The sequence below is a fragment of the Paraconexibacter sp. genome, from assembly GCF_059438195.1.
On the sequence record NZ_JBLKKY010000002.1, the window covers coordinates 1 to 21,870 of the forward strand.

21 protein-coding genes are annotated in these 21,870 nt (G+C 73.6%); 13 read left to right on the forward strand and 8 right to left on the reverse strand.

Features of this window, described 5'->3' with window-relative positions; all coding sequences use genetic code 11:
- Nucleotides 1–154: 154 nt before the first annotated feature.
- A complete protein-coding gene (locus ACME2J_RS00735; protein WP_495542939.1) occupies nucleotides 155–328 on the forward strand; it encodes a hypothetical protein in 174 nt (57 codons plus the stop codon).
- Between the two features lie 319 nt (nucleotides 329–647).
- On the opposite strand, the gene ACME2J_RS00740 is transcribed toward ACME2J_RS00735, so the two are convergent.
- From ACME2J_RS00740 to ACME2J_RS00755, 4 genes are read right to left on the reverse strand one after another with little or no spacing between them, the layout of a single operon-like run.
- Nucleotides 648–1,670: a COX15/CtaA family protein gene (locus tag ACME2J_RS00740; protein ID WP_495542940.1), complete on the reverse strand. Its 1,023-nt coding sequence runs from the start codon at nucleotides 1,668–1,670 to the stop codon at nucleotides 648–650.
- A gap of 41 nt (nucleotides 1,671–1,711) precedes the next feature.
- On the reverse strand, nucleotides 1,712–2,095 hold the full coding sequence (locus ACME2J_RS00745; protein ID WP_495542941.1) for a PIN domain-containing protein: 384 nt from the start codon (nucleotides 2,093–2,095) through the stop codon (nucleotides 1,712–1,714).
- Entirely contained in the window at nucleotides 2,092–2,334 is a 243-nt protein-coding gene (locus ACME2J_RS00750) for a type II toxin-antitoxin system Phd/YefM family antitoxin (protein WP_495542942.1), read from the reverse strand. The genes ACME2J_RS00745 and ACME2J_RS00750 overlap by 4 nt, the downstream gene beginning before the upstream one ends.
- Before the next feature lie 29 nt (nucleotides 2,335–2,363).
- Nucleotides 2,364–3,764, reverse strand: coding sequence for an MFS transporter (locus ACME2J_RS00755; RefSeq protein WP_495542943.1), 1,401 nt, complete (start codon nucleotides 3,762–3,764; stop codon nucleotides 2,364–2,366).
- A gap of 34 nt (nucleotides 3,765–3,798) precedes the next feature.
- Here ACME2J_RS00755 and ACME2J_RS00760 point away from each other — a divergent pair, with 34 nt between their 5' ends.
- The 12 genes from ACME2J_RS00760 to ACME2J_RS00815 are packed head-to-tail and all read left to right on the forward strand — an operon-like array spanning nucleotide 3,799 to nucleotide 15,049.
- A complete protein-coding gene (locus ACME2J_RS00760) occupies nucleotides 3,799–5,001 on the forward strand; it encodes a CapA family protein (RefSeq protein WP_495542944.1) in 1,203 nt (400 codons plus the stop codon).
- Complete coding sequence (locus ACME2J_RS00765; RefSeq protein ID WP_495542945.1) at nucleotides 4,998–6,056, forward strand: glycosyltransferase family 2 protein; 1,059 nt, start codon at nucleotides 4,998–5,000, stop codon at nucleotides 6,054–6,056. Before ACME2J_RS00760 ends, ACME2J_RS00765 begins: the two co-directional genes overlap by 4 nt.
- Nucleotides 6,053–6,757 carry a WbqC family protein gene (locus ACME2J_RS00770; protein WP_495542946.1) on the forward strand — a complete coding sequence of 235 codons (705 nt, stop codon included), beginning with the start codon at nucleotides 6,053–6,055 and terminating at the stop codon, nucleotides 6,755–6,757. The genes ACME2J_RS00765 and ACME2J_RS00770 overlap by 4 nt, the downstream gene beginning before the upstream one ends.
- Nucleotides 6,754–7,419 carry a methyltransferase gene (locus tag ACME2J_RS00775; protein ID WP_495542947.1) on the forward strand — a complete coding sequence of 222 codons (666 nt, stop codon included), beginning with the start codon at nucleotides 6,754–6,756 and terminating at the stop codon, nucleotides 7,417–7,419. The genes ACME2J_RS00770 and ACME2J_RS00775 overlap by 4 nt, the downstream gene beginning before the upstream one ends.
- Complete coding sequence (locus ACME2J_RS00780) at nucleotides 7,416–8,075, forward strand: acetyltransferase (protein WP_495542948.1); 660 nt, start codon at nucleotides 7,416–7,418, stop codon at nucleotides 8,073–8,075. The genes ACME2J_RS00775 and ACME2J_RS00780 overlap by 4 nt, the downstream gene beginning before the upstream one ends.
- Before the next feature lie 10 nt (nucleotides 8,076–8,085).
- Nucleotides 8,086–9,000, forward strand: coding sequence for a glycoside hydrolase family protein (locus ACME2J_RS00785; RefSeq protein ID WP_495542949.1), 915 nt, complete (start codon nucleotides 8,086–8,088; stop codon nucleotides 8,998–9,000).
- A complete protein-coding gene (locus ACME2J_RS00790; RefSeq protein ID WP_495542950.1) occupies nucleotides 8,997–9,368 on the forward strand; it encodes a DMT family transporter in 372 nt (123 codons plus the stop codon). Before ACME2J_RS00785 ends, ACME2J_RS00790 begins: the two co-directional genes overlap by 4 nt.
- On the forward strand, nucleotides 9,368–10,531 hold the full coding sequence (gene rffA, locus ACME2J_RS00795; RefSeq protein WP_495542951.1) for a dTDP-4-amino-4,6-dideoxygalactose transaminase: 1,164 nt from the start codon (nucleotides 9,368–9,370) through the stop codon (nucleotides 10,529–10,531). Before ACME2J_RS00790 ends, rffA begins: the two co-directional genes overlap by 1 nt.
- A complete protein-coding gene (locus ACME2J_RS00800; protein WP_495542952.1) occupies nucleotides 10,524–11,150 on the forward strand; it encodes a class I SAM-dependent methyltransferase in 627 nt (208 codons plus the stop codon). The genes rffA and ACME2J_RS00800 overlap by 8 nt, the downstream gene beginning before the upstream one ends.
- Nucleotides 11,123–12,880, forward strand: coding sequence for a hypothetical protein (locus tag ACME2J_RS00805; protein WP_495542953.1), 1,758 nt, complete (start codon nucleotides 11,123–11,125; stop codon nucleotides 12,878–12,880). The genes ACME2J_RS00800 and ACME2J_RS00805 overlap by 28 nt, the downstream gene beginning before the upstream one ends.
- A complete protein-coding gene (locus ACME2J_RS00810; protein ID WP_495542954.1) occupies nucleotides 12,870–14,645 on the forward strand; it encodes a hypothetical protein in 1,776 nt (591 codons plus the stop codon). The genes ACME2J_RS00805 and ACME2J_RS00810 overlap by 11 nt, the downstream gene beginning before the upstream one ends.
- Nucleotides 14,642–15,049, forward strand: coding sequence for a hypothetical protein (locus ACME2J_RS00815; protein ID WP_495542955.1), 408 nt, complete (start codon nucleotides 14,642–14,644; stop codon nucleotides 15,047–15,049). The genes ACME2J_RS00810 and ACME2J_RS00815 overlap by 4 nt, the downstream gene beginning before the upstream one ends.
- 2 nt (nucleotides 15,050–15,051) lie before the next feature.
- Here the strand turns inward: ACME2J_RS00815 and ACME2J_RS00820 are convergent, their stop codons facing one another.
- The 4 genes from ACME2J_RS00820 to ACME2J_RS00835 are packed head-to-tail and all read right to left on the reverse strand — an operon-like array spanning nucleotide 15,052 to nucleotide 21,860.
- A complete protein-coding gene (locus tag ACME2J_RS00820) occupies nucleotides 15,052–16,209 on the reverse strand; it encodes a glycosyltransferase family 4 protein (RefSeq protein WP_495542956.1) in 1,158 nt (385 codons plus the stop codon).
- Nucleotides 16,206–18,386, reverse strand: a complete 2,181-nt coding sequence (locus ACME2J_RS00825; RefSeq protein WP_495542957.1) for a glycosyltransferase family 2 protein — start codon at nucleotides 18,384–18,386, stop codon at nucleotides 16,206–16,208. Before ACME2J_RS00825 ends, ACME2J_RS00820 begins: the two co-directional genes overlap by 4 nt.
- A gap of 16 nt (nucleotides 18,387–18,402) precedes the next feature.
- A complete protein-coding gene (locus tag ACME2J_RS00830) occupies nucleotides 18,403–20,769 on the reverse strand; it encodes a glycosyltransferase (RefSeq protein WP_495542958.1) in 2,367 nt (788 codons plus the stop codon).
- Complete coding sequence (locus ACME2J_RS00835) at nucleotides 20,766–21,860, reverse strand: class I SAM-dependent methyltransferase (protein WP_495542959.1); 1,095 nt, start codon at nucleotides 21,858–21,860, stop codon at nucleotides 20,766–20,768. The genes ACME2J_RS00830 and ACME2J_RS00835 overlap by 4 nt, the downstream gene beginning before the upstream one ends.
- Between the last annotated feature and the right edge of the window lie 10 nt (nucleotides 21,861–21,870).

Consider the following 21,870-nt stretch of genomic DNA (forward strand, 5'->3'; position numbering starts at 1 on the left):
CTCGCCGACGGCCGCGGCCACGCGCTTGACCGGCCCTGAGCGCACGTCGCCGTGGGCGGCGGAGAAAACCCCGCAAGATGCAGGGTCGGCCCCGAACGATCCTTGCGTCCGACAGGCCTCCTACGGTCCACTTCGCAGAAGTAGAGGGATGCGAATGGCCCGGCCCATGCACATCTACGCGAGCGCCTTCTCTCGAAGGGAGCGATCCCTCCGGAGACTCCGTCGCCGCCTGGCGAAGTCCCTCCCCGCGGCGCTCGGCGTGACGACCGGAGCCCTCCTCCTCGGCCTCGCGGAGTTCGCCCCGCGGGTCGTCGGCACGCTGTTCTGAGCGCGTGGGGCGTCGGCAGCGCCGGTGGGGGCGCGGCGCCGGGGCGCTGCTGCGCGCGGGCCGGGGCGCCGTCGCCGTCGGCGTCAGCCGGCGCGCCCGTCCCGCCGAGAGCTCAAAGCGTGCCGCAGAGCGCGCCGATCTGAGTTCTCGCCGGGCCGCGACCGGGAGGGCGCCCGCGCGAGGGGGGCGCGAAATCAACGCGCGTTCGATTCGCTCCCATATAGGGGGTCAAATCAACGCGCGTTCGATTCGCCCCTCGCGCCGACCGCTTGGTGACGGCGATGGCGCTCGCGCCCCGCGTGCGCCCGCGCCCGAGCCCTCAGGCGCCCGCGCCCGCCGGCGCGCGCGCGTCGCTCTCCGCGACCGGGGCGACCGGCTCGGCGAGGGACTCCTCGCGCGGCACCCCCGCCGCGAGCACCGACCACACGATCGCGTTCCACGTGAGCGCGGCGAGCGCGACGTGGACCCACACGATCTCGGCGGGCAGCTCGGCGTGGTACTGGATGTTCCCGACGACGCCCTGCACCGCCATCGCGAGCGCGACGAACGTGAGCGCCCGGACGAGGGACGCGTCGGCGCGCGCCCGGCGGGCGACCCACCACAGGGCGACGACGAGGACGCCGTACACGGCGGCGACGCGCGCGTGGCCGGTGATGACGAAGTCGAGCGTGTCGGCGCCCTTGAAGTCGAGACGCGGGACGACGTCGCCGGTCCCGTCGCCGCCCGCATGCGGACCCGCGGCGGTCGACGCCGTCCCCATGAGGAGGACGAGGAATCCGTAGACCCCGAGGCCCCGCGTCGCGAGGACGAGGCGCCGGCCGTGCCGGGGACGCTCCGGCGCGCCGCGCCGCTCCCGCTCCGTGCGCCACACGACCATGACCGCGAAGAAGAGCGCGACCATCGAGAGCATGAAGTGCCCCATGACCGTGTACGGGTTGAGGCCGGTGAGGACGGTGATGCCGCCGAGCACCGCCTGCGCCGGGACGGTCGCCGCGACGATGCCCGAGAGGACGAGAAGGTCCTTGCGGAACGGCCGCCGCAGCCACGCGAAGAGGAAGGCGAGAACGGCCGGAACCCCGACGAAGAACGTCGCGAGCCGGTTGCCGAACTCGATCGCCTCGTGCGTGCCGAGCTGCTCGGTGACGAGCGACTCGTCGGTGCACTTCGGCCACGTCGGGCACCCGAGACCCGAGCCGGTGAGCCGGACGGCCGCACCGGTGAAGACGATGAGCGTGAGAACGCCGAGAGCGGCCCACGCCATCTTGCGGTGGAGGTCGGCGCTCACCGGGTGGCGCTGACGGAACCCTTCGAGGCGCTGCTTCACGACGAGACAGTGTGCCACCGCGCGCCCGTCGTCGGCGCGCCTGCCGCCCACGCCCGGCCTCAGACCCGGACGACGTCGACCTCGAGGTCGTCGAAGTCGGCGTCCTGCGTGAAGACCGGCACGCCGTGGGCGCGTGCCGTCGCGGCGATCCAGGCGTCCTGGATCCGCGGGCGTCCACCCTGGCGGCGTGCGACCGCGACGAGCTCTGCGAAGGCGGATGCGACGGCCTCGTCGGCCGGCAGCGCCACGTACGTCGTCCGCAGAGCGTCGAGCGTGCGCAGGCGCACGGCTCTCGTGGCCTCGTCGGTCGCCATGTGGATGCCGAGCTCGAGCTCGGCGAGCGTGACGACCGAGATCGCCGCCTCGTCGGGCAGCGCGGCGACGTCGAGCCGCCGCCCCTGCTCACCCGCGATGAACACCGAGGTGTCGAGGAGTCCCCTCACACCTCGTCGACGGTGTCCGGCAGCGCGTCCGCGAGCTCTGCGCCCAGCCCTGTGTCGGCCTGCGTGAGCCCCTCGATCACCCGCGCCCGCGGCACCCACGTGCGGCGCGAGGGGAGCGGGGCGAGCTCGGCGACGGGCCGGCGGTCGACCGTCACTCGAAGGCGCTCGCCGGCCTCGACCCTCCGCAGGACGTCGGCCGTGTGGTTGCGCAGCTCGCGGACGGAGACGTCGTCGGACACCTGCCGACCGTAGCACATGTTCTACGCCCTCACGCCCGCCGCGACAGCCCCACGAGGCTCGTCACCCCGCCCGCCGCGACGAGCGCGGCGCTCACGATCATCCCCGCGTGGAAGGCGTCGACGGCGGCCCCGACCTCCGCGTCGGTGAACGACGACTCCCCGAGCCGGCCGGCGACGACGGCGCCGACCGCCGCGATCGCGAGCAGGCCGGCGACCCGCGCGATCGCGTTGTTGATGCCGGAGGCGACCCCCGCCCGGCGGTCCTCGACGGCCGCGAGGACCGTCGCGGTGAGCGGGGCGACGGTCATCGACAGCCCGAGCCCGAAGACGGCCGCGGCCGGGAGCACCTCGGCCGCGTAGCGGGCGGTGTCGTCGACGCGCGTGAAGAGCAGGAGGCCGACGGCCATGACCAGCGGTCCCGCGGTCATGAACGGTCGCGGGCCGAGGCGCTGCGCGAGCCCGCCCCAGGCCCGCGAGAAGAGCACGAGGCAGACCGTGATCGGCACGAGCGCGAGCCCGCCCTCCGTCGCCGTGTAGCCCGAGACCTGCTGCAGGAAGATCGCCACGAAGAACGTCGCCGACCCGAGCCCCGCGTAGACCGTGAGCGTCGCCGCGTTCGCGACCGAGAAGTCGCGGACGCGGAACATCCCGAGCGGCACCATCGGCGCCGGCGTCGTGCGCTCCCACCACAGGAACGCGGCGAGCAGCGCCGCCCCCGCGACGAGCGGGCCGGCGACGAGCGGCGCTCCCCACCCCTCGTCCGGCTGCTCGATGAGCCCGAAGACGACGGCGCCGAGCCCGCCCGCGGCGAGCAGCCCGCCGACCCAGTCGACCCGCCCTTCCTCGCCCGCGGGCGGCGCGAGGTCGGGGACGTGCCGGATCGCGAGCCACAGCGTCACCGCGAGGATCGGCACGTTGATCGCGAAGACGAGGCGCCACGAGACGGCGTCCACGAGCAGCCCCCCGACCGGCGGCCCGATCGCGATCGCCGCGCTCGTCCCCGCCGTCCACGCGCCGATCGCCTTCGCGCGCTCGACGGGATCGGGATGCGTCTCGGTGATGATCGCGAGGGTGCTCGGCACGAGCAGGGCTCCTGCGAGGCCCTGCAGCGCCCGAGCCGCGACGAGCGTCTCGACGGTGGGCGCGACGGCGCAGAGGAGGCTCGTCGCGAGGAACCCCGTGATGCCCCACTCGAAGACCCGCCGCCGCCCGAGCACGTCCCCGAGCGCCCCGCCCGCGAGGACGAACGACGACAGCAGCAGGAGATAGGCCTCGACGACCCACTGCTGGCCGGAGAGCCCCGCGTCGAGGTCGTCGCGGATCGCCGGGAGCGCGACGTTGACGACCGTCGTGTCGATGAAGACGACCGCCGAGCCGAGGATGCACGCGACGAGCGCGAGACGCGGTGAGGCGGCCGGGGACGCGGTCACACGCGACAGTCTCGCGCCTGCGAGGATCCGGCCCGTGCGTCGCGTGTCGCTCGCGCTCGTCCTCCTCGCCGCCGCCGCGTCATCGCCGGCCTCGGCGCAGACGCCCGTGCCCGCCGCCCCCGCCCCGGTGCCCTCCCCGGTCGTCGAGGACGCGCGGGTCCTCGCAGACGACGAGGTCGCGCCCGGCGGCCGCGTCGTCGTCCGCACGGAGGACATGCCGCGCCCCATCCGCATCCAGCAGCGCCGGGACGGCGACTGGGTGAACCGCGGGGAGCCGATCACCGAGGTCGGGCAGGCCACGGTGTTCCGCGCCCCGGACGAGGCCGGCGAGCTGCGCCTGCGGGCCGAGACCGCCGACGGCCGGATCTCGCGGAGCGTGCGCATCGACGTCCGGCCGCTCCGCCTCGCCGCCGTCGGCGACATCAACCTCGGCGACGGCCCGGGCGCGATGATCGCCCGCCACGGCACGGGCTACCCGTGGACGAGCGTCGGACGGCGGCTGCGGGCCGCCGACATCGCCGTCGGCAACCTCGAGTGCGCCGTGAGCCTGCGCGGCTCCGCCATCGCGAAGACGTTCACCTTCCGCGGCCGCCCGTCGTCCCTGCGTGCGGCCGCCCGCCGCGGCGGCCTCGACGTCCTCAGCCTCGCGAACAACCACTCCGGCGACTACGGACGGACCGCGCTCCTCGACACCCTGCGCGCGACCCGGCGCTACGGGATGACACCCGTCGGCGCGGGCGCGACCGAGGCAGCGGCCTATCGCCACCAGGTCGTCGAGGCGCTCGGCCTGAAGGTCGCCTTCGTCGCGTTCGGGAACATCCTCCCCTTCGACTTCCGCGCCGTCGGCGACCGGCCGGGCAGCGCCTGGGCGTTCCCCGGCCGCGTGCGGGCGAGCATCCGCCGCGCCCGCCGGGAGGCCGACGTCGTCGTCGCGAGCTTCCACTGGGGCATCGAGAAGGACCGCCGGGAGTCCGCGCAGCAGCGGTCGCTCGCCCGCCTCGCGATCGACGCCGGCGCGACCGCCGTCCTCGGGCATCACCCGCACGTCCTCCAGCCGATCCGCCGGCCGCGGAAGGGCCGTCTCGTCGCCTACAGCCTCGGCAACTTCGTGTTCTCGGCGGTCTCGCCGGGGACCTCGACCACCGGCATCCTCGAGGTCGACCTCGCGAGGGGTCGCGTCGTCCGCGACCGCTTCCGACCCGCGCGCATCGTCGCGTCCCGCCCGCTCCTGCGGTGAATCCCCAGTACGATCCGACGATCCGCAGCCACGAGGATCCCCCATCCCCGCGGCCGGCCGGTCCCGTCCTCAGCGTCGTCGTCCCCGTCTACGGCTGCGTCGACTGCCTCGAGGCCCTCGTTCGCCGGCTGCACGAGTCGCTCGACGCGACGGTCCCCTCTTGGGAGGCCGTCCTCGTCGACGACGCCAGCCCCGACGGCGCCTGGGCCTGGCTCGCCGAGGTCGCGACGCGCGACCCCCGGATCCGCGCGATCCGCCTCAGCCGCAACTTCGGTCAGCACGCCGCGATCACGGCCGGCCTCACCGAGGCGCGGGGCGAGTGGGTCGTCGTCATGGACTGCGACCTCCAGGAGCCACCGGAGGTCATCCCGCAGCTCCTCGAGAAGGGTCGAGCGGGCTCGGAGATCGTCCTGACGCGTCGCGACAAGCGCAACCAGTCGCGCACCCGGCAGTTCCTCACGCGCGCCTACTTCAAGCTCCGCAACAAGCTGCTCGACACCGAGATCGACACCGAGTACTCGACGATGAGCCTCCTGTCGCGGACCGTCGTCGACGCCTTCCTCTCGCTCGGCGACCGCGACCGGCAGTACATGCTCATCGTCCACTGGCTCGGCTTCGACCGCGCCGTGCTCGACCTCGAGTACTCGCACCGCGAGTCGGGTCGCTCGTCGTACACCTTCTCGAAGCTCATGAAGGTCGCGATCGACGGGATGTTCTTCCAGACGACGAAGCTGCTGCGCTGGAGCATGTACGTCGGCCTCATGTTCGCCGCGCTCGGGGGCGTCCTCGCCGCGCTGTTCGTCGGGCTGTACTTCGTCGACCGGCCGCTGCCCGGCTTCACGAGCCTCGCCGTCCTCATCCTCATCGTCGGCGGCGCGATCCTCACCAGCCTCGGGGTGACGGGGCTCTACGTCGGGAAGATCTTCGAGCAGGTGAAGGGCAGGCCGCTCTACGTCGTCCAGAGCCGCGTCGGCGCGCCCGACGACGAGGAGGATCCCGTCGTCGAGCGCCGGCACATGGTCGCCGCGTCGGGCGAGGAGGGCCCGACGCCGTGAAGCGCGTCGCGATCGTCCAGTCGAACTACGTCCCGTGGCGCGGCTACTTCGAGCTCATCGACTCGGTCGACGAGTTCGTGCTGCTCGACGACGCCCAGTACACGCGCCGTGACTGGCGCAACCGCAACAAGATCAAGACGCCACAGGGCGCCCAGTGGCTCACGATCGCCGTCGACGTGAAGGGCAAGTACGAGCAGGCGATCCAGGAGACCCGCGTCGCCGACCCGGCCTGGCCCGACGCCCACTGGCAGAAGATCCGCCAGAACTACGCGAAGGCCGCCGGCTTCGGCGAGGCGGGGGACTTCGTCCGCGAGCTCTACGAGACCGTCCCGTCCGAGATGCTCAGCGACGTCAACCACCACTTCCTCACGCGCATCTGCGAGCGCCTCGGCATCACGACGCCGATCACGTGGTCTCGCGACCACGGCGCCCAGGGGACGAAGACCGACCGCCTCCTCGGCATCTGCACGAGCGCGGGCGCGACGGAGTACGTGTCGGGGCCGGCGGCGAAGTCGTACCTCGAGGAGGAGCGCTTCCACGAGAAGGGGATGACGGTCGCCTGGCACGAGTACGGGCCGTTCCCGGACTACGAGCAGGTCCATCCGCCGTTCGACCCGCAGGTGAGCGTCCTCGACGTCCTCCTCAACGCCGGCGACGGCGCCCGCGACCTCGTCCTTCCCGCCGCCGGGGCGCGCGCGTGAGCGACGAGGACGTCATCGCCCCCGTCGAGGCGTACTACACGGGTCGGGTCCGGGAGTTCGGCACGACGCCGCGCGGGGTCGACTGGAACGGCGAGGAGAGTCAGTCGGTCCGCTTCGACGAGCTGCTCGCCGTCGTGCGGGAGCCGGGCGAGCCGTTCTCGATCATCGACTGGGGCTGCGGCTACGGCGCTCTCGTCGACGTCCTGCGGCAGCGGTTCCCGTCCTTCACCTACGTCGGCTACGACGTCTCCGAGACGATGGTCGAGGAGGCCCGGCGCATCCACGGCGGCTCCGAGGGCGTGCGCTTCACCGCCGACGAGACCGAGATCGGCAGCGCCGACTACACGATCGCGAGCGGCATCTTCAACGTGCGGCTCGACGTGCGCGAGGAGCGCTGGCGGGAGTACGTCCTCGCGACGATCGACCGGCTCGCCGTCGTGAGCGACAAGGGCTTCGCCTTCAACGCGCTCACCGGACACGCAGACGCCGACCGCATGCGGCCCGACCTCCACTACGCCGACCCGGCGGCGCTGCTCGACCACTGCCTGCGCGCGCACTCGCGCGACGTGCGCCTCGTGCACGACTACGGGCTCTACGAGTTCACCCTTCTCGTCCGCACCGACGGACGTCCCCCCGCGAACCAGAAACGGAGCGAAGCGTGAGCAAGGTCATCATCTTCGGCATCGGCGATTACGGCCGGGTCGCCCATCACTACCTCGACCTGGATTCCGAGCACGAGGTCGTGGCGTTCACGGCCCACGGCGACTACGTCGACGCGAAGGAGCTGAACGGCCTGCCGATCCTCCCCTACGAGGAGCTCGGCGAGCAGCACGGGCCCGGCGAGGTGAAGATGCTCGTGGCCGCGGGGTTCTCGAAGGTCAACCAGGTCCGCCAGAAGATCTACGAGGAGTGCAAGGCCGCCGGCTACGAGTTCGTCACCTACGTGTGCTCGAAGGCGATGGTCTGGCCGGACCTCCCGATCGGCGAGAACACGTTCATCTTCGAGGCGAACGTCGTGCAGCCCGGGGTGTCGATCGGCAACAACTGCGTGCTGTGGAGCGGCAACCACATCGGCCACGACACGACGATCGAGAACAACGTCTTCATCGCCTCGCACGCCGTCGTCTCGGGCAACTGCCGCATCCAGGACAACGTCTTCGTCGGCGTCAACGCGACGTTCCACGACGGGGTCTCGGTCGCGCCGAAGTGCATCATCGGCGCCGGCGCGGTCGTCTCGCGCGACACCGAGGAGGGCGACGTCCTCAGCGTGCCGGGCACGAAGCCCTACAAGCTGAAGAGCTGGGACGTCAACTTCTAGGCGGCGCGTCGTGGGCTGGCAGCGCATCGGGCGGGTCGTCGACTCGCTCGCCATCGGCGACTGGGCGGTCTCGCACGCGATGGTGCCGTTCGTCCGCGCGACGAGCGGCGGCCTCGAGATGTACTTCTCCTCGCGTGACGCGGACGGCCGCAGCGTCACCGGGGTCGGCGAGCTCGAGCTCGACGCCGATGGCCGCACGCGCTTCGCGCCGCGCCCCGATCCGGTCGTCCGCCCGGGCCCGCTCGGCGGCTTCGACGACAGCGGGGCGATGGGCGCGTCGATCGTCGAGCACGAGGGCGACCTCTTCCTCTACTACATCGGCTGGGCGCTCGGCCGGACCGTCCCGTTCGCGACCTACATCGGCCTCGCGATCTCGACGGACGGCGGCGCGACGTTCACCCGCGCCTCGGACGGGCCGGTCGTCGGCCGCACCCGTCACCACCCGTACCTCGCCACGTCCCCGTGGGTGGCGATCGAGGGCGACGTGTGGCGGCTGTGGCACACCAACGGCGTGCGCTGGGAGCAGACGCCCGACGGCCCCAAGCACTACTACCGGATCGAGCACGCGGTCTCCGACGACGGGATCGACTGGACGCTCACCGGCGACGTGTGCATCGACTTCGCCGACGAGACCGAGTACGCGATCGCGCGGCCGAGCGTCGTCCGGGACCCCGACGCGTACCGGATGTGGTTCTCGGTCCGCGGCGACGCCTACCGCATCGCCCTCGCGGAGTCGCCGGACGGCCGGACGTGGGATCGTGTCGAGGGCGCCGGCGGTCTGCAGGCGACCGGCGACGGCTGGGAGTCGCGCTCGGTCGAGTACGGATGCGTCTTCGACCACGCCGGCTCGCGCTGGATGCTCTACAACGGCAACGACTACGGAGCGACCGGCATCGGCCTCGCCCGCTGGGAAGACGACCGATGATCGACACCGCCTACCTCTACGTCGCGATCACGGTCGTGTGCACGGCCTACGGGCAGATGATCGTGAAGTGGCAGACCTCGAAGGCCGGCGTGTTCCCCGGCTCGACGAGCGAGCGCCTCGACTACCTCTTCGGGCTCATCACGAACCCGTGGATGCTCACGTCGCTCGCGGCGACGGGCGTCGCCGCCGCCGCGTGGATCGCCGCCCTCAGCCACCTCGAGCTGTCGAAGGCCTATCCGTTCATCGCGGCCTCGTTCATCATCGTCCTCGTCCTCAGCGGCATCTTCTTCGACGAGTCGATCACCGCCCTCAAGCTGGTCGGCGCGTTCCTCATCGTCGCGGGGCTCGTCCTGGGGAGCCGCGGGTAGTGGGCGGCGCGCACGACGCGCAGGGCGTCCCGTTCAACCAGCCCTACGTCACCGGCCGCGAGCTCGCCTACGTCCAGGAGGCGATCGAGGGCGCCATGCTCTCGGGCAACGGCCCGTTCGCGGAGCGCTGCACGACGCAGCTCGAGCGCGAGCTGGGGGCCGCGCGGGTCCTCCTCACGCACTCGTGCACGGGCGCGCTCGAGATGGCCGCGATCCTCGCCGACCTCGGGCCGGGCGACGAGGTCATCGTGCCGTCCTTCACCTTCACGTCGACCGCGACGGCCGTCGTGCTTCGTGGCGCGACGCCGGTCTTCGTCGACGTCCGCCCGGACACGCTCAACATCGACGAGGCGCTCGTCGAGTCGGCGCTCACCGACCGCACTCGCGCGATCGCCCCCGTCCACTACGCGGGCGTCGGCTCGGCGATGACGGAGATCTGCGCGCTCGCCGACCGACGCGATCTCCTCGTGATGGAGGACGCCGCGCAAGGGCTGGGCTCGACGCTCGAGGGCCGGGCGCTCGGCACCTTCGGCGAGCTCGGCGCGCTCAGCTTCCACGAGACGAAGAACGTCATCAGCGGCGAGGGCGGCGCGCTCATCATCAACGACCCGGCGCTCGTCGAGCGGGCGGAGATCATCCACGAGAAGGGCACGAACCGCCGGGCGTTCTTCCGCGGGCAGGTCGACAAGTACTCGTGGGTCGACATCGGCTCCTCGTTCGTCCTCTCCGAGCTCGGTGCCGCCTTCCTCTGGGCGCAGCTCGAGGAGGCGCGCGACATCACGGCGCGCCGCCTCGCGATCTGGGACCGTTACCACGCGGGCTTCGCCGACCTCGAGGCCGAGGGGCGGCTGCGCCGCCCGATCGTGCCCGCCGCCGCGACCCACAACGCGCACCTCTACTACCTCCTCATGCCGACCGCGGACATGCGTGACGCGATGCTCGACAGCCTCCGCGAGGAGGGCATCGCCGCCGTCTTCCACTACGTGCCGCTCCACAGCGCGCCGGCCGGCCAGCGCTTCGGCCGCACCGGCGCCGACGAGCTGCCCGTCACCGACGACGTGAGCGCCCGCCTCCTGCGGCTCCCGCTCTGGGTCGGCATGACCGAGGCGCACACCGAGCGGGTCGTCGACGTCGTGCACAGGAGCCTCGACCGCCATGGGTGAGACGACGACCGGCATCCGCTCCGCGCTCTCGCTGCCGCGGATCTACTCGCTGTGGTCCGACGCGGTCGGCGCGCAGCGCAGCCGCACGACGCTCGTGCGGGAGTACGTGCGCCCCCGTCCGGGCGACAAGGTCCTCGATCTCGGCTGCGGACCCGCCGAGCTGCTCCCGTACCTCGGCGACGTCGACTACGTCGGGATCGACCACAGCGAGGCCTACATCGCGAACGCGCGGGAGCGCTACCCCGGCCGCGGCGAGTACATCGCCGGCGACGCGACCGACTTCGACGTCGGGAGCGACTTCGACCTCGTCATCGTCTTCGGCGTGCTGCACCACATCGACGCCGACGGCTGCCGCGGGCTCTTCGCCTCGGCGGCGCGGGCGCTGAAGCCCGAGGGCCGCTGCGTCACGGTCGACCCGGTGTTCGCGCCCGAGCAGTCGCGGGCCGCCCGCGCCGTCATCTCGCGGGACCGCGGCGAGCACGTCCTCGGTCCCGAGGGCTACGCCGACCTCGCGCGCTCGTCCTTCGCCGACGTGGAGGTCCACGTCCGCGGCGACCTCCTGCGCATCCCGTTCACCCACTGCATCCTCGAATGCACCGGCCACGCGACCTCCGGCTGAGCGCCGTCCCGCGGCCGGTCCTCGCGGTCCTCCTCCTAGGGCCGATCGTCACGGTCCTCGCGCTCCGGCTCCCGCTCATCAACCAGCTCGAGTTCGCCGACGCCTGGTTCTACAGCGGCTACGCCTGGACGCCCAAGCACCACTTCGACGTCTACGGCTGGAACTACTTCGCCGTCCGCTTCCCGCCGATCCTCTCGATCGGGATCTTCGACAAGGTCTTCGGCGCCCAGCTCGGCTACGTCGTCCTGCGCTACGTGCTCGCCGTCGTGAGCGCGGCGGCGGTCTACGCGCTCGCGCGCCGCTTCGCGTCGGCGCCGGTCGCGCTCGGCGCGGTCGTCCTGCTCTTCGTCAACGCGTTCTGGACGCGCATGCTCCTGTGGGACTACACGAGCTTCGTCGTCGTCTCGGCCGGCGTCACCGGGCTCGCGCTCTGGTTCTGGGCGGACGACCGGCCCGCGCGATGGACGATCCCGGCGGGCGTCGCGCTCTCGATCGCGGTGTTCGCGAACGCGATCATGGGCCTCGCCCTCTTCGTCCTCTTCGCGGTCGAGGCCGTCGCCGCGGTCCGCCGCCGCGACGGCGCCGTCTCGCTTCTCGCCCGCCGCACGCTCGTCGGGCTCGGCTGCGGCGCGGGCACCTTCGTCGTCGGCTACCTGGGCTACCTCGTGGTCCTCGGCGGACTCGGCCCCGACGACCTCCTGCGCCCGACCATCGACTTCCTCTCCAACAACGAGGAGAACTCGGCGCAGTACCAGCTCCCGGTGAGCGCCTGGATCGACAACGAGCCGCGACTGTGGGCGCCGGTGCTCCTCGGCATCGCGACCGCGGCGGCGCTCGGGCGCGAGACCCTCTCGACGACGATCCGCGCGCGCGTCGCGCAGTGCCTCCTCGGCTTCACCGCCCTGCTGTGGCTCTACCGCTTCGGCGTCACCTCGTCGGTGCTCGAGACCTGGTGGGCGTTCAACGTCGTCGCGATCTTCATGGTCCCGGCCGCCGGCGTGCTCCTCTCGGCGCTCGCCGAGGGCGCGGCGGACGCCCGCCGGCGCGTCGCCTGGCTCGTCGGCGGGGCGGTCGCGACGGCGCTCGTCATCCGGCTCGGCGAGGGCGCTGCCCTCGACGCCTACGACTGGATGACCGGCGACGGCGCGAGCTTCCTCGTCCTCGGGGCGGGGCTCGTCCTCGCCGCGGTCGTCGCGGTGCGCCGGCAGGCGACGGCCGGGCTCGCCGCCGCCGTCGGCGCCCTCGTCATCGTCCAGGTCTTCCTCTACGCGCCGACGACGCTCGACGCGCGCGGCGAGACCGGCATCTTCAGCGACGACGCGTCGCTCGAGTGGGACGCCTACCCGGCGGCGAAGGAGGTCGCGGAGCTCATCCGCGACAACGAGCGGCCCGGCGAGGAGATCCTGCTCTGGTATCCCGGGAACGCCCCGATCACGCAGGTCGCGTGGATCGACCTCATCCACTACGGGCAGACGCTCAACGTCGTCGGCGTGCCGGAGCCCGTCTCCGCGGTGACCCCGCTCGGCGTCGCGCGCCTGCAGGCGCCCGCCGTGACGCACGTGCTCGTGCTCGCGCCGCAGGCGGCGCAGATCGCGGCGGCGCGGAGGGCGCTCGCCCGGGCCGGCGCGCGCGGCGAGCGGGTGCGCGCGGGCGCGCTCGCCGACGGCGAGCTGCGCTACGACCTCGTGCGGGTGACGCGAAAGCCCGGCGAGGGCGCCGATGCCCGGTGACGCGCGGCCGCGTGAGCCGCGCTCGCGGCTCGCGGGCCTCCTCACCGATCGCCTCGGGCTCGTCGCGGTCCTCCTCGCGCCCTTGGTGGCGGTCGCCGCCCTCCGGGCGCCGCTCGTCAACCAGCTCTCGCATCCGGACGCGTGGTTCTACTCGGGTCACGGGTGGCAGCTCGGGACGCTCATCGAGAACTTCGGCTTCTCGTACTACGGCGTCCGCTTCCCCGCGATCCTTCCCATCGAGTGGTCGTCCGCGCTCCTCGGGCCCGTCGGCGGATACCTCGTCCTTCGCTACGCGATCCTCGTGGCGACGGGCGTCGCGGTGTACGCACTCTTCCGGCGGTTCGCGTCCCGGCCCGTCGCGGCGGGGACGGTCCTCCTCGTCGCGCTCACGCCGTTCTACCTGCGCGGCGTGCTCTGGGACTACACGACCTACGTGATGATCCCGGCGAGCATCGCCGCGATCGCCGCGTGGCATCTCGGGACCTCCCGACGCGCGCGCCTCGGGTCCGCGGCCGCCGCCGGCGGCCTCGTCTCGATCGCGATGTTCGCGAACGCCGTCGCCTTCCCCGTCGTCGTCGCGATCGCTCTGCCGGAGGCGGTCGCCGCCCTGCGCGGCGGCCGGCCGGAGGTCGTCGAGCTCCTGCGCCGCGCGGCCGCGGCCGCCGCCGGCGCCGTCGCCGTCTTCGCTGGCGGCTGGCTGCTCTACGTCGTCCAGCTCGGCGGACTCTCGCCCGCCGATCTCGTCGAGCCCACGCTGAACTTCCTCGACGACAACGAGCGCCGCGCCGCGCCGTTCCAGGTCCCCGCCTCCGAGTGGCTGCGCAACGAGCCGCGGATCTACGCGCCCGTCGTCGTCATCCTCGCCCTGGTCATCACGATGCGCGGGCGCATCCTCGGCACCGACGTCCCCGCCCGGGTCGCGCAGGCGGCGATCGTCTACACGGGCACCCTGTGGACGTACCGCTGGCTCATGACGTCCTCGGTGATCGAGACGTGGTGGGCCTACAGCGGGACCGCGGTGACGATCGTCCTCGGGCTCGGCCTGCTCGCCCATGAGTGGACGCGGCGCGACGAGGGGTCCTCCGGAGCCCGTGTCGCGGTCGCGATGGTCGCCGCGTCGGCGGCGACCGGCCTCGCCATCCGCCTCGCCGCGGACGACGCGGTCTCCTTCTACGACGAGGTGCGCACGAGCACGGCACTGCTCGTCGTGCTCCTGATCGTCACGGTCGCCGTCCCCGTCGTCGCGACGGCGACTCGCGCCACGCGGTCGACGGTCGCCGCGGGGCTGCTCGCAGGCCTCGTGATGATGTGGGAGCTCACGCCGGCGGGCAAGGCGGGGGTCGCGAACACGGGCGACTTCGCCGCTTCGGGCTCCGACGAGGTCGCGCTGTACGGCGCCTCCGAGGAGCTCATGGACCTCGTGTCTCGCGGCGAGCCCGACGGCCAGGTCCTCCTCCTCAGCGACTTCGCCACCGAGCCGCTCTTCATCGGCTGGTCGGCCCTTCCTCACCAGGGCGGCGGCGTCCAGGACCCGTTCGCGCAGAACCCGATCGGCGAGCCGAGCCCGGCGGACCTCCGCATGCTGCGCCAGCCGACGACCGCGGAGGTCGTCGTCGTCGCAGAGACGCCGGGGAAGGCGGCGGCCGCGGTCGCGCCGATGCGCACGGCGGGCGTCGCTCCACGCGTCATCGGGCGCGGCGAGTGGGCCGGCGGGCGCGTCCACTACGTCCACGTCGCGCTCGGCCGGCCCGGAGGCGGATCGTGAGGCGACTTGCTCTCGCCGTCGGCGCAGCGGTGCTCCTCGTCGCCGGCTGCGGCTACGAGGACGACAACGACGCGGCGGTCGAACTCCTCGCGCGGCACTATCTCGATGCCCGCGCCGCGGGCGACGAGAGCCGCGTGTGCGAGCTCCTCACTCCGACGCAGCGCGACGCCTTCATCCGGGCGAGCGGCGGTGCCGGCAGCTGCGAGGCCGCGGTCGACGCCGAGATCGGCGACGGCGTCGCCGTCCGATCCGTCACCGACGTGCGCCGCGAGAGGTTCGCGAACGAGGCGGTCGCCGTCCTCGACGACGGCGCGACGGTCGATCTCTCCCGCGTCGGCAGCGTGTGGGGGATCGAGGTGCCTCCGCTCGGCGTGCCGGTGCCGGCGCCGGCGCCCCCGGGCTGACCTCAGCGACGGGTGGCGCGCAGCCGGCGCGCGCGCCAGCGTGCCGCGAGCGGGGCCCGCGCCGATGCCCCCGCGGCCTCGAGCGCGTCGCGCATCGTCGCGCCGGTCTCGGCCGCCGAGTAGCGCTCGGCCATGTCGCGCGCCGCGCGCTCGCCGCGGCGCTGCGCCTCGGCCGGGTCCTCGACGATGCGCCGCATGTGCGCCGCCGCCTCGTCGAGGTCCGGGTCCCACCAGCGACCGTCGGCGGGATAGGGCGCGCCGTCGTCCCCGATCGGGACGAGCCTCCCGCCGACGAGGAAGGCGTTCTCGGCGGTCATGTAGTCGAGGTTGCCGGAGTACCCGCTCGCGACGACCGGCTTGCCGGCGGCCATCGCCTCGGCGGGCGTGAAGCCGAAGCCCTCGGCGCGGTGCAGCGAGACGACGGCGTCGGCATGGACGAGGAGGTCGTCCATCTCGGCGGCGTCGAGGTAGCCGGGCCGCAGGTGGACGTCCGGGTGGCGGGCCGCGAGCGCCTCGAGCGCGGCGTGCTCGGCGGGATGCGCCTCGTGGTCGATGCACTTCACGACGAGCGACGCCTCACCGGGGGCGAACGCCTGCGTGAACGCCTCGATCGCGCCGGCGGGGTTCTTGCGCACGACGCTCGAGTAGTAGCCGAAGACGAGGAGGAAGAGCGGGCCGTCGGGCAGGCCGAGGCCGGCCCGGGTCCGCCCGCTCGCCCTCGGCGCGTGGACGGGCACGCGGACCGTGCGGACCGGCGTCTCGCCCGCGACCGGCCGGATCGCCGCGGCGATGTGCTCGGAGCCGGCCCAGACCTCGTCGACGTGGTCGAACCCCGGGTGCATGATCTCGGGGAAGACGTCGACCTCCCACCACCACAGCCCGATGGTGCGACGGTCGGCGAAGAACCGCGGGCCGACCCGCTCCGCGAATCCCGGCGTCTCGAAGGCGGTGATCGCGAGGAGATGCGTCGGGAACACCGCCCGCTCGGGCGGCACGGTCGCGAAGGCGACGCCCTGACGCGACGGCGGCACGTCGGGCGGGTGGACGGGCAGCAGCGGGACGCCCGCGGCGTCGAGACCCGCGACGACCGCACGCGCGGCCTGTCCCACCCCCGACTCCGAGCGGAGGTAGCCCACCACGTTCACCCCGGGGGCGCTCACGTCGCGACGTCCGCCAGGAGCCGGCCGGTGAGCGCCCGGGGGACGACGTGCGCGGCGCGGTCCTGCCAGAGCCGCGGGCTGTAGAGCGGGTCGCGGCGGCCCGCGTGCGCGGCGGCGAAGCGCCGCAGGGCGGCGACGTCCGCGGGTGGCGCCGCCCCAGCGACCCGCCACGGCGCGTGCGGCGTGACGAGGAGCCGCGCGCCGCGCGCCGTGAGCGCCGCCGTGAGGCGGACGAGGGCGAGCGCGTCGAGCTCGCCGAGCGCCTCGAGGTCCGCGGCGCGGACGGCGACGACGCCGCCCGCGGCGGAGCGGTTCGTCACCATCGTGAGCTCGTCGGGGACCTCGTCCCCGGTCACCGGCGCCCCCGGGTGCACGGGGAGGGGCAGTCCGGCGATCAGGGCGCGTCCGGCCTCGACCACGCGGCCCGCGGCGTCCACGACGACGGGCGCGACGGCGCCGACCCCCGGCTCCCGCAGCGGGCCGCACAGCTCCGCCTCCCAGGCCTCCGCGACCGGCTCGGCGTCGAGTGCCGTGAGGACGACGACGTCCGCGTCCCCGGCCCGCTCCCGGAGTTCGCCGTGCCCGTCGACGCGGACGACGGCGACGCGCTCGCTCCCCCGCGGGTGGACGACGCGGTAGCGCCCAGGGACCGGGAGCCTCTCGGCGGTCGCGTCGACGCCGCAGCGCGCGAGGTGCTCGGCGACCGCCTGCGCGCCGCGGTCGAACGCGACGTCCTTCGCGGCGGCGTCGAGAGACGCGGAGCCGGAGTGCGCGCGCCACGAGTAGAGGGTGCGCGGGACGTGCGCGATGCGGTCCGTGCGCTCCGAGAGGCGCAGCACGAGGTCGTGGTCCTGCGCGCCGTCGAGCGCCGACCGCCAGCCGCCGACCTCCTCGACGAGGGCACGCCGGTACACGCCGAGATGCAGCGTGTACATGCACGAGCGCAGGTAGTCGGGGGCCCAGCCCGGCTTGAGGGCGGGGGCGAAGCGCGTCCCCGCCCCCTCGACCTTGTCGTTGTCGCTGTAGAGGACGTCGACGTCGGGGCGCCGGGCGAGCTCGGCGCGCACCGCGGCGATCGCGTCGGGCGCGAGGAGGTCGTCGTGATCGAGCGTCGCGACGTGCTCGCCGGTCGCGAGCGCGAGGGCACGGCCGGTCGCGGCCGAGATGCCGCCGGCCTCCTCGCTGCGGTCGACGACGATCCGCGGGTCGCCGGCCGCCTCGCGCAGCAGCTCGCGGACCGCCGGGTCCTGGGACCCGTCGTCGGCGACGCAGAGCTGCCAGGTGCCGTCGGTCTGCGCGCGCACGGAGTCGAGCGTCGCGCGCAGCAGGCCCGGGTCGGGATCGTGGACCGGCATGAGCAGCGAGACGGCCGGCGCCGCCTCCGCGGCGACCCGCTCCGAGGTCGCAGTCTCCGTCCCGCGCGACCGCCCGCGCACCGCCGCCCGCAGCGCCGCGGCGCGGCTCGGGAGGGCGTCCGGGGCGACGCCCGGCTCGGCGACGAGGAGGACGGGATCCCCCCAGGCCGCCCAGGAGAACGACGGATCCGCGTCCCCGGGGACGTCGGTCGCCAGCTCGACGACGACCGCGCCCGCGTCGTCCCCGAGGTCGAGCGTGAGCGGGATCCAGCGGCGGTCCGCCGGCCTCCCCGCCGGGTGGACGTCGACGGCCGTCTCCGCGCGGACCGCGCCGGAGGTCTCGCGCGCCGTCAGCCGGAAGCGGACGCCGCCGCGGTTGTGCAGCCACGCTCCGGGGCGCAGCGCCGCGAACGTCCGGACGGCGACGCGCGACCCCGTCGCGTCGATCCGCCAGCTGAGCGTGGCCGGGGGATCGGCGAGGACGCCGGGGAGCACGACCCCGGCGACGTCGATCTCGTCCCGCCACTCCGCGTCCGCGCCCGCCTCGGCGAGGAGCCCGGCGAGCGGCATGCGCGCGACCCCCGCCGCGAGCCCCGCGTCATGGCCGGCGGCGACCGCGGCCGCCGGCGAGACGATCTCGCGCCACCGCCGCGCCCGAGCGACCCCCCGCCAGAGCCGAGAGCCGCCGAGGACGTCGAGGAGCGCCGTCCGCTGGCCGAGCGCGACGTTCGCGACCTCCAGCTCGCGCTCGAGGCGCTCGACCCGGAGCCGGAGCGCGAGGCGCTCCTCGTCCGCGTCGTGCTCGCGATCGTCGGCGGCCACGTCCTCGTCCTCGCCCTCAGCCGACCCCGAGGATCTCGAGGTACGCCTCGGCGACGCGGGAGAAGCTCGAGCCCGCGGCGAGGGTCCGCGCCGCCTCGCCGATCGCCGCGGCCCGCTGCGGGTCGTCGAGGACCGAGAGGATCGCGCCCGCGAGGACGGGGGAGCTGAGGTCGAGCGGGACCTTCACGACGGCGTCGTCGGGCAGCTCGGTCGCCCAGCCCTCGGCGGTGACGACGGTGGGCGCACCGGCGGCGAGCGCATCGGCGACCGCCGCGGAGGCCTCGCCGTTCTGGATGCGGCGCAGCTGCACCGCGACGTTCGCGGTCACGAGATGGCGGCGGTAGGTCTCGTCGTCGACGTGCCCCAGGACGTCGACCGCGTCGGCGACGCCCAGCTCCTCGGCGCGGGCGCGGAGTCGCGCCAGCTCGTCCTCGGGCGCCCCGCCCGCGAAGACGAGCCGCGCGTGCGGACGACGACGGCGGACGTGGAGGAGCGCCTCGACCAGGACGTCCCACATCTTCACCTCGGAGACGATCCCGAAGCTCACGACGGTCCCGCCCTCGGGGTCGAGCGGCCGCTCCGTCGCGGGCCCCACGTCGGGGAACGCGAACGGGACGACGCTCACCGGCGCGGGTGGCTCGGGAACGGCGTCGAGACGCATCAGGTCGGCGGCGTAGCGCGAGTGCACGAGGACCCTCTCCGCGTGACGCTGCATCTCCTGGGTGAGGTAGACGCCGAGGTCGGACTGCTGCCACGGGTCGGGGCGGTGCGCGTAGAGGTCGAGGCCGAGGCGGCCGCCGTACTGGTCCTCGTAGCGGTGGACGAGCCTCAGGTCCGGGTCCTCGGGGTGCTCCTTCTCGACGTAGGTGGAGAAGAACCCTCCGAGGCGGACGTCGTGCGCGACGACGATGCCGGGGCGGCGCAGCAGCGCCGCGTAGATCGCGTGGTGGAAGTGCGAGTTCCCCATGCAGTAGACGACGCGGTCGTGGACGCGGATCCCGTCGACGCGTCCGTCGGAAAGGGCGGGCAGGTAGCGCACGCCCGGCAGGTCGGGCTGCTCGAAGCCGTCGGCAGGGCCGGAGACGACGACGTCGACGTCGACGTGCTCGGCGAGCTCCGCGACGAGCCTGCGGTTGTACATCGCGATCCCCGACCGCTCGGGCGGCCACGGGGTGTGGAGCCCGATCCTCGTCCGCTTCCGCGCGCGCCGGCGGCCCTCGCCACGCAGCATGGCCTCGTACCCCTCGACGGTCTCCTCGGCGGTGCGCTTCCAGCTGTACTCGCCGACGCGCCGCGCCGAGCGCTCGCGCAGCCGCGCGAGAGCCTCGTCGTCGCTCGCGGTGCGCTCGAGGACGCGCGCCATGTCGTCCGGCTCGTAGGGATCGAACGTCGCCTCGAGATCGCCGAGGATCTCCGGCGACGTCGAGGTCGAGGACGCCGCGACGGGCGCGCCGCAGGACATCGCCTCGAGGATGGGGAGGCCGGACCCCTCGTAGAACGACGCGAAGACGAAGAGCCGGCAGGTCGCGTAGAGCGCGGCGAGCTCCGTGTCGGTGACGTAGTTCGTGAGGACGAGATCCGAGTCGCGCAGGCCCGCGCGCCGCGCGACGCCGCGGAGGTGCTCCTCGTCGACCTCGCGCATCCGGCACGTGATGACGAGCTGATGGGCGTCCCGGAAGCCCTCGGACGTGCGGCCGTGCGCCTCGATGAGCCGGTCGAGGTTCTTGCGGAACTCGATGCCCGCGACGTAGAGCATGAACGTGCCCGCGCCGCGGATCTCGGGGAAGCACGCCTCGATGACGTGCCGTGCCTCCTCGGCGTCGGCGAAGGCCTCCGCGAAGTGCTCGGTGACGCCCGCGTCGATGACCGTCACGCGGCTCTCCGGGACGCCGAGGAGCCGCACGGCGTCGTCGGCGGTCGTCTGCGAGATCGCGAAGATGCGGTCGACCGTGCGCACGAACTCGGCCCGAGCCTCGTAGCGCGCCCGCATCTCCGGCGCGCGCAGGTAGTGGTCGGGGAAGACGAGCGGGATGAGGTCGTAGAGCGTCACCGCCGTGCGGACGTCCGTCCCGCGCGCCCACTGCGGCCAGATGACGTCGAGCGGCGTCTGCAGCTCGAACGGCGACATGGCGTGGAAGATCCGCGGGACCGTCCCGGGTCGCGCGTCTCCCTCCCAGCGCAGGACTCCCGAGCCGACGAACGGCTGGAAGTTCGCGGTGAGCGGGAGGTCCGGGTTGAGTCCGACGGCGGCGAGGGCCTCGGGCGCCACCCGCGTGAGGGCGAGGGCGTGGTCACGCACGTACCGCGGGATCCCGCGATCGAAGTGCGTGCGGTTCTGCGCCCCTTGGGCGTCGAGCCAGACCGCGCCGCCGGGAAGGGTCATGCGTCCGGGACGCGGGCGCTCACGAGCGCGACGGCGTGCGCGGTCGACTCCTCCGCCGGCACCCAGCGTCCGCCCGTCTCCTCCACGACGATCCTCTCGGTGACCTCGAGGCCCTCGAGGAGCCGGTCGACGCCCTCGCGGTCGTACACGCGCTGCACCTCGGTGACCTCTGCCGTGCCGTAGGGGACGGTGAGGACGACGACGCCGCCGGGGCGCACCAGCGCGCGGATGCGCGCCATCGCCTGCACGTCGTCGTAGCTGCTGGGGTCCTCGCCGTACCAGCCGAGCCCGACGTGCTCGACCGTCGAGATGACGAGTGCTCCGTCGAAGGCGCCGGGCGCGCACTCCCAGCTCTCGAGCGCGGACCGCACGGCGGTGAGGTTCGGGTGCGTGAACGGGTAGCGCGAGAGGTCCAGCGCCGTCACCTCGAAGCCGAGCGAGGCGAGCGAGAGCGCCACGGTGCTCTCGGAGCTTCCGAAGTCGAGGACGCGCGCGCCCGGGTTCAGCGGGGCGAGCGCGCGCATCGCGAACGGCACCTCGACGATGCGCTCGTTGACGGTCGAGACCTCGACGGCGCCCTTGCGGTGGTTGACGACGACCGGGGGGTTCAGCCAGAGACCCGCCTGGGCGGAGTAGCCGCGATGGCTGAGGGCGTAGTTGACGAGGTCGGCTGCGTCCTGGTCGAGATCGTCGAGCTGCCCGGTGCCGCTGAGCTGCGCGAGGCGCTCCACGTAGTAGCGGTGGTGCTCGTCCCGGGTGAGCTGCGTGAGGTGCTCCCGGATCTGCGCGACGCCGGTGGCGACCGACGAGACGTCCGCCGTGATCGAGGAGACCTCATCGGTCGCCGTCCGCAGCTCCTGGCCGACGAGCGCGAGGCTCTCCACCTGCAGGGCGAGCGACTCCTGGAGGCGCTGGTCGACCTTCGCGACGACCCCGTCGAGGTGCGCGTCGAGGCGTCCGACGTGCTCGTCGACCTCCGCGACGTCGCCTCGCGTGAGCTGCACCCGGTGGGCGATGTCATGGAAGCGGTGGTCGAGGATGCGCCGGATCGGGAGGTTGACCGCCCTGCCCAGGCGCCTCAGCACGGACATTCGTTCACGT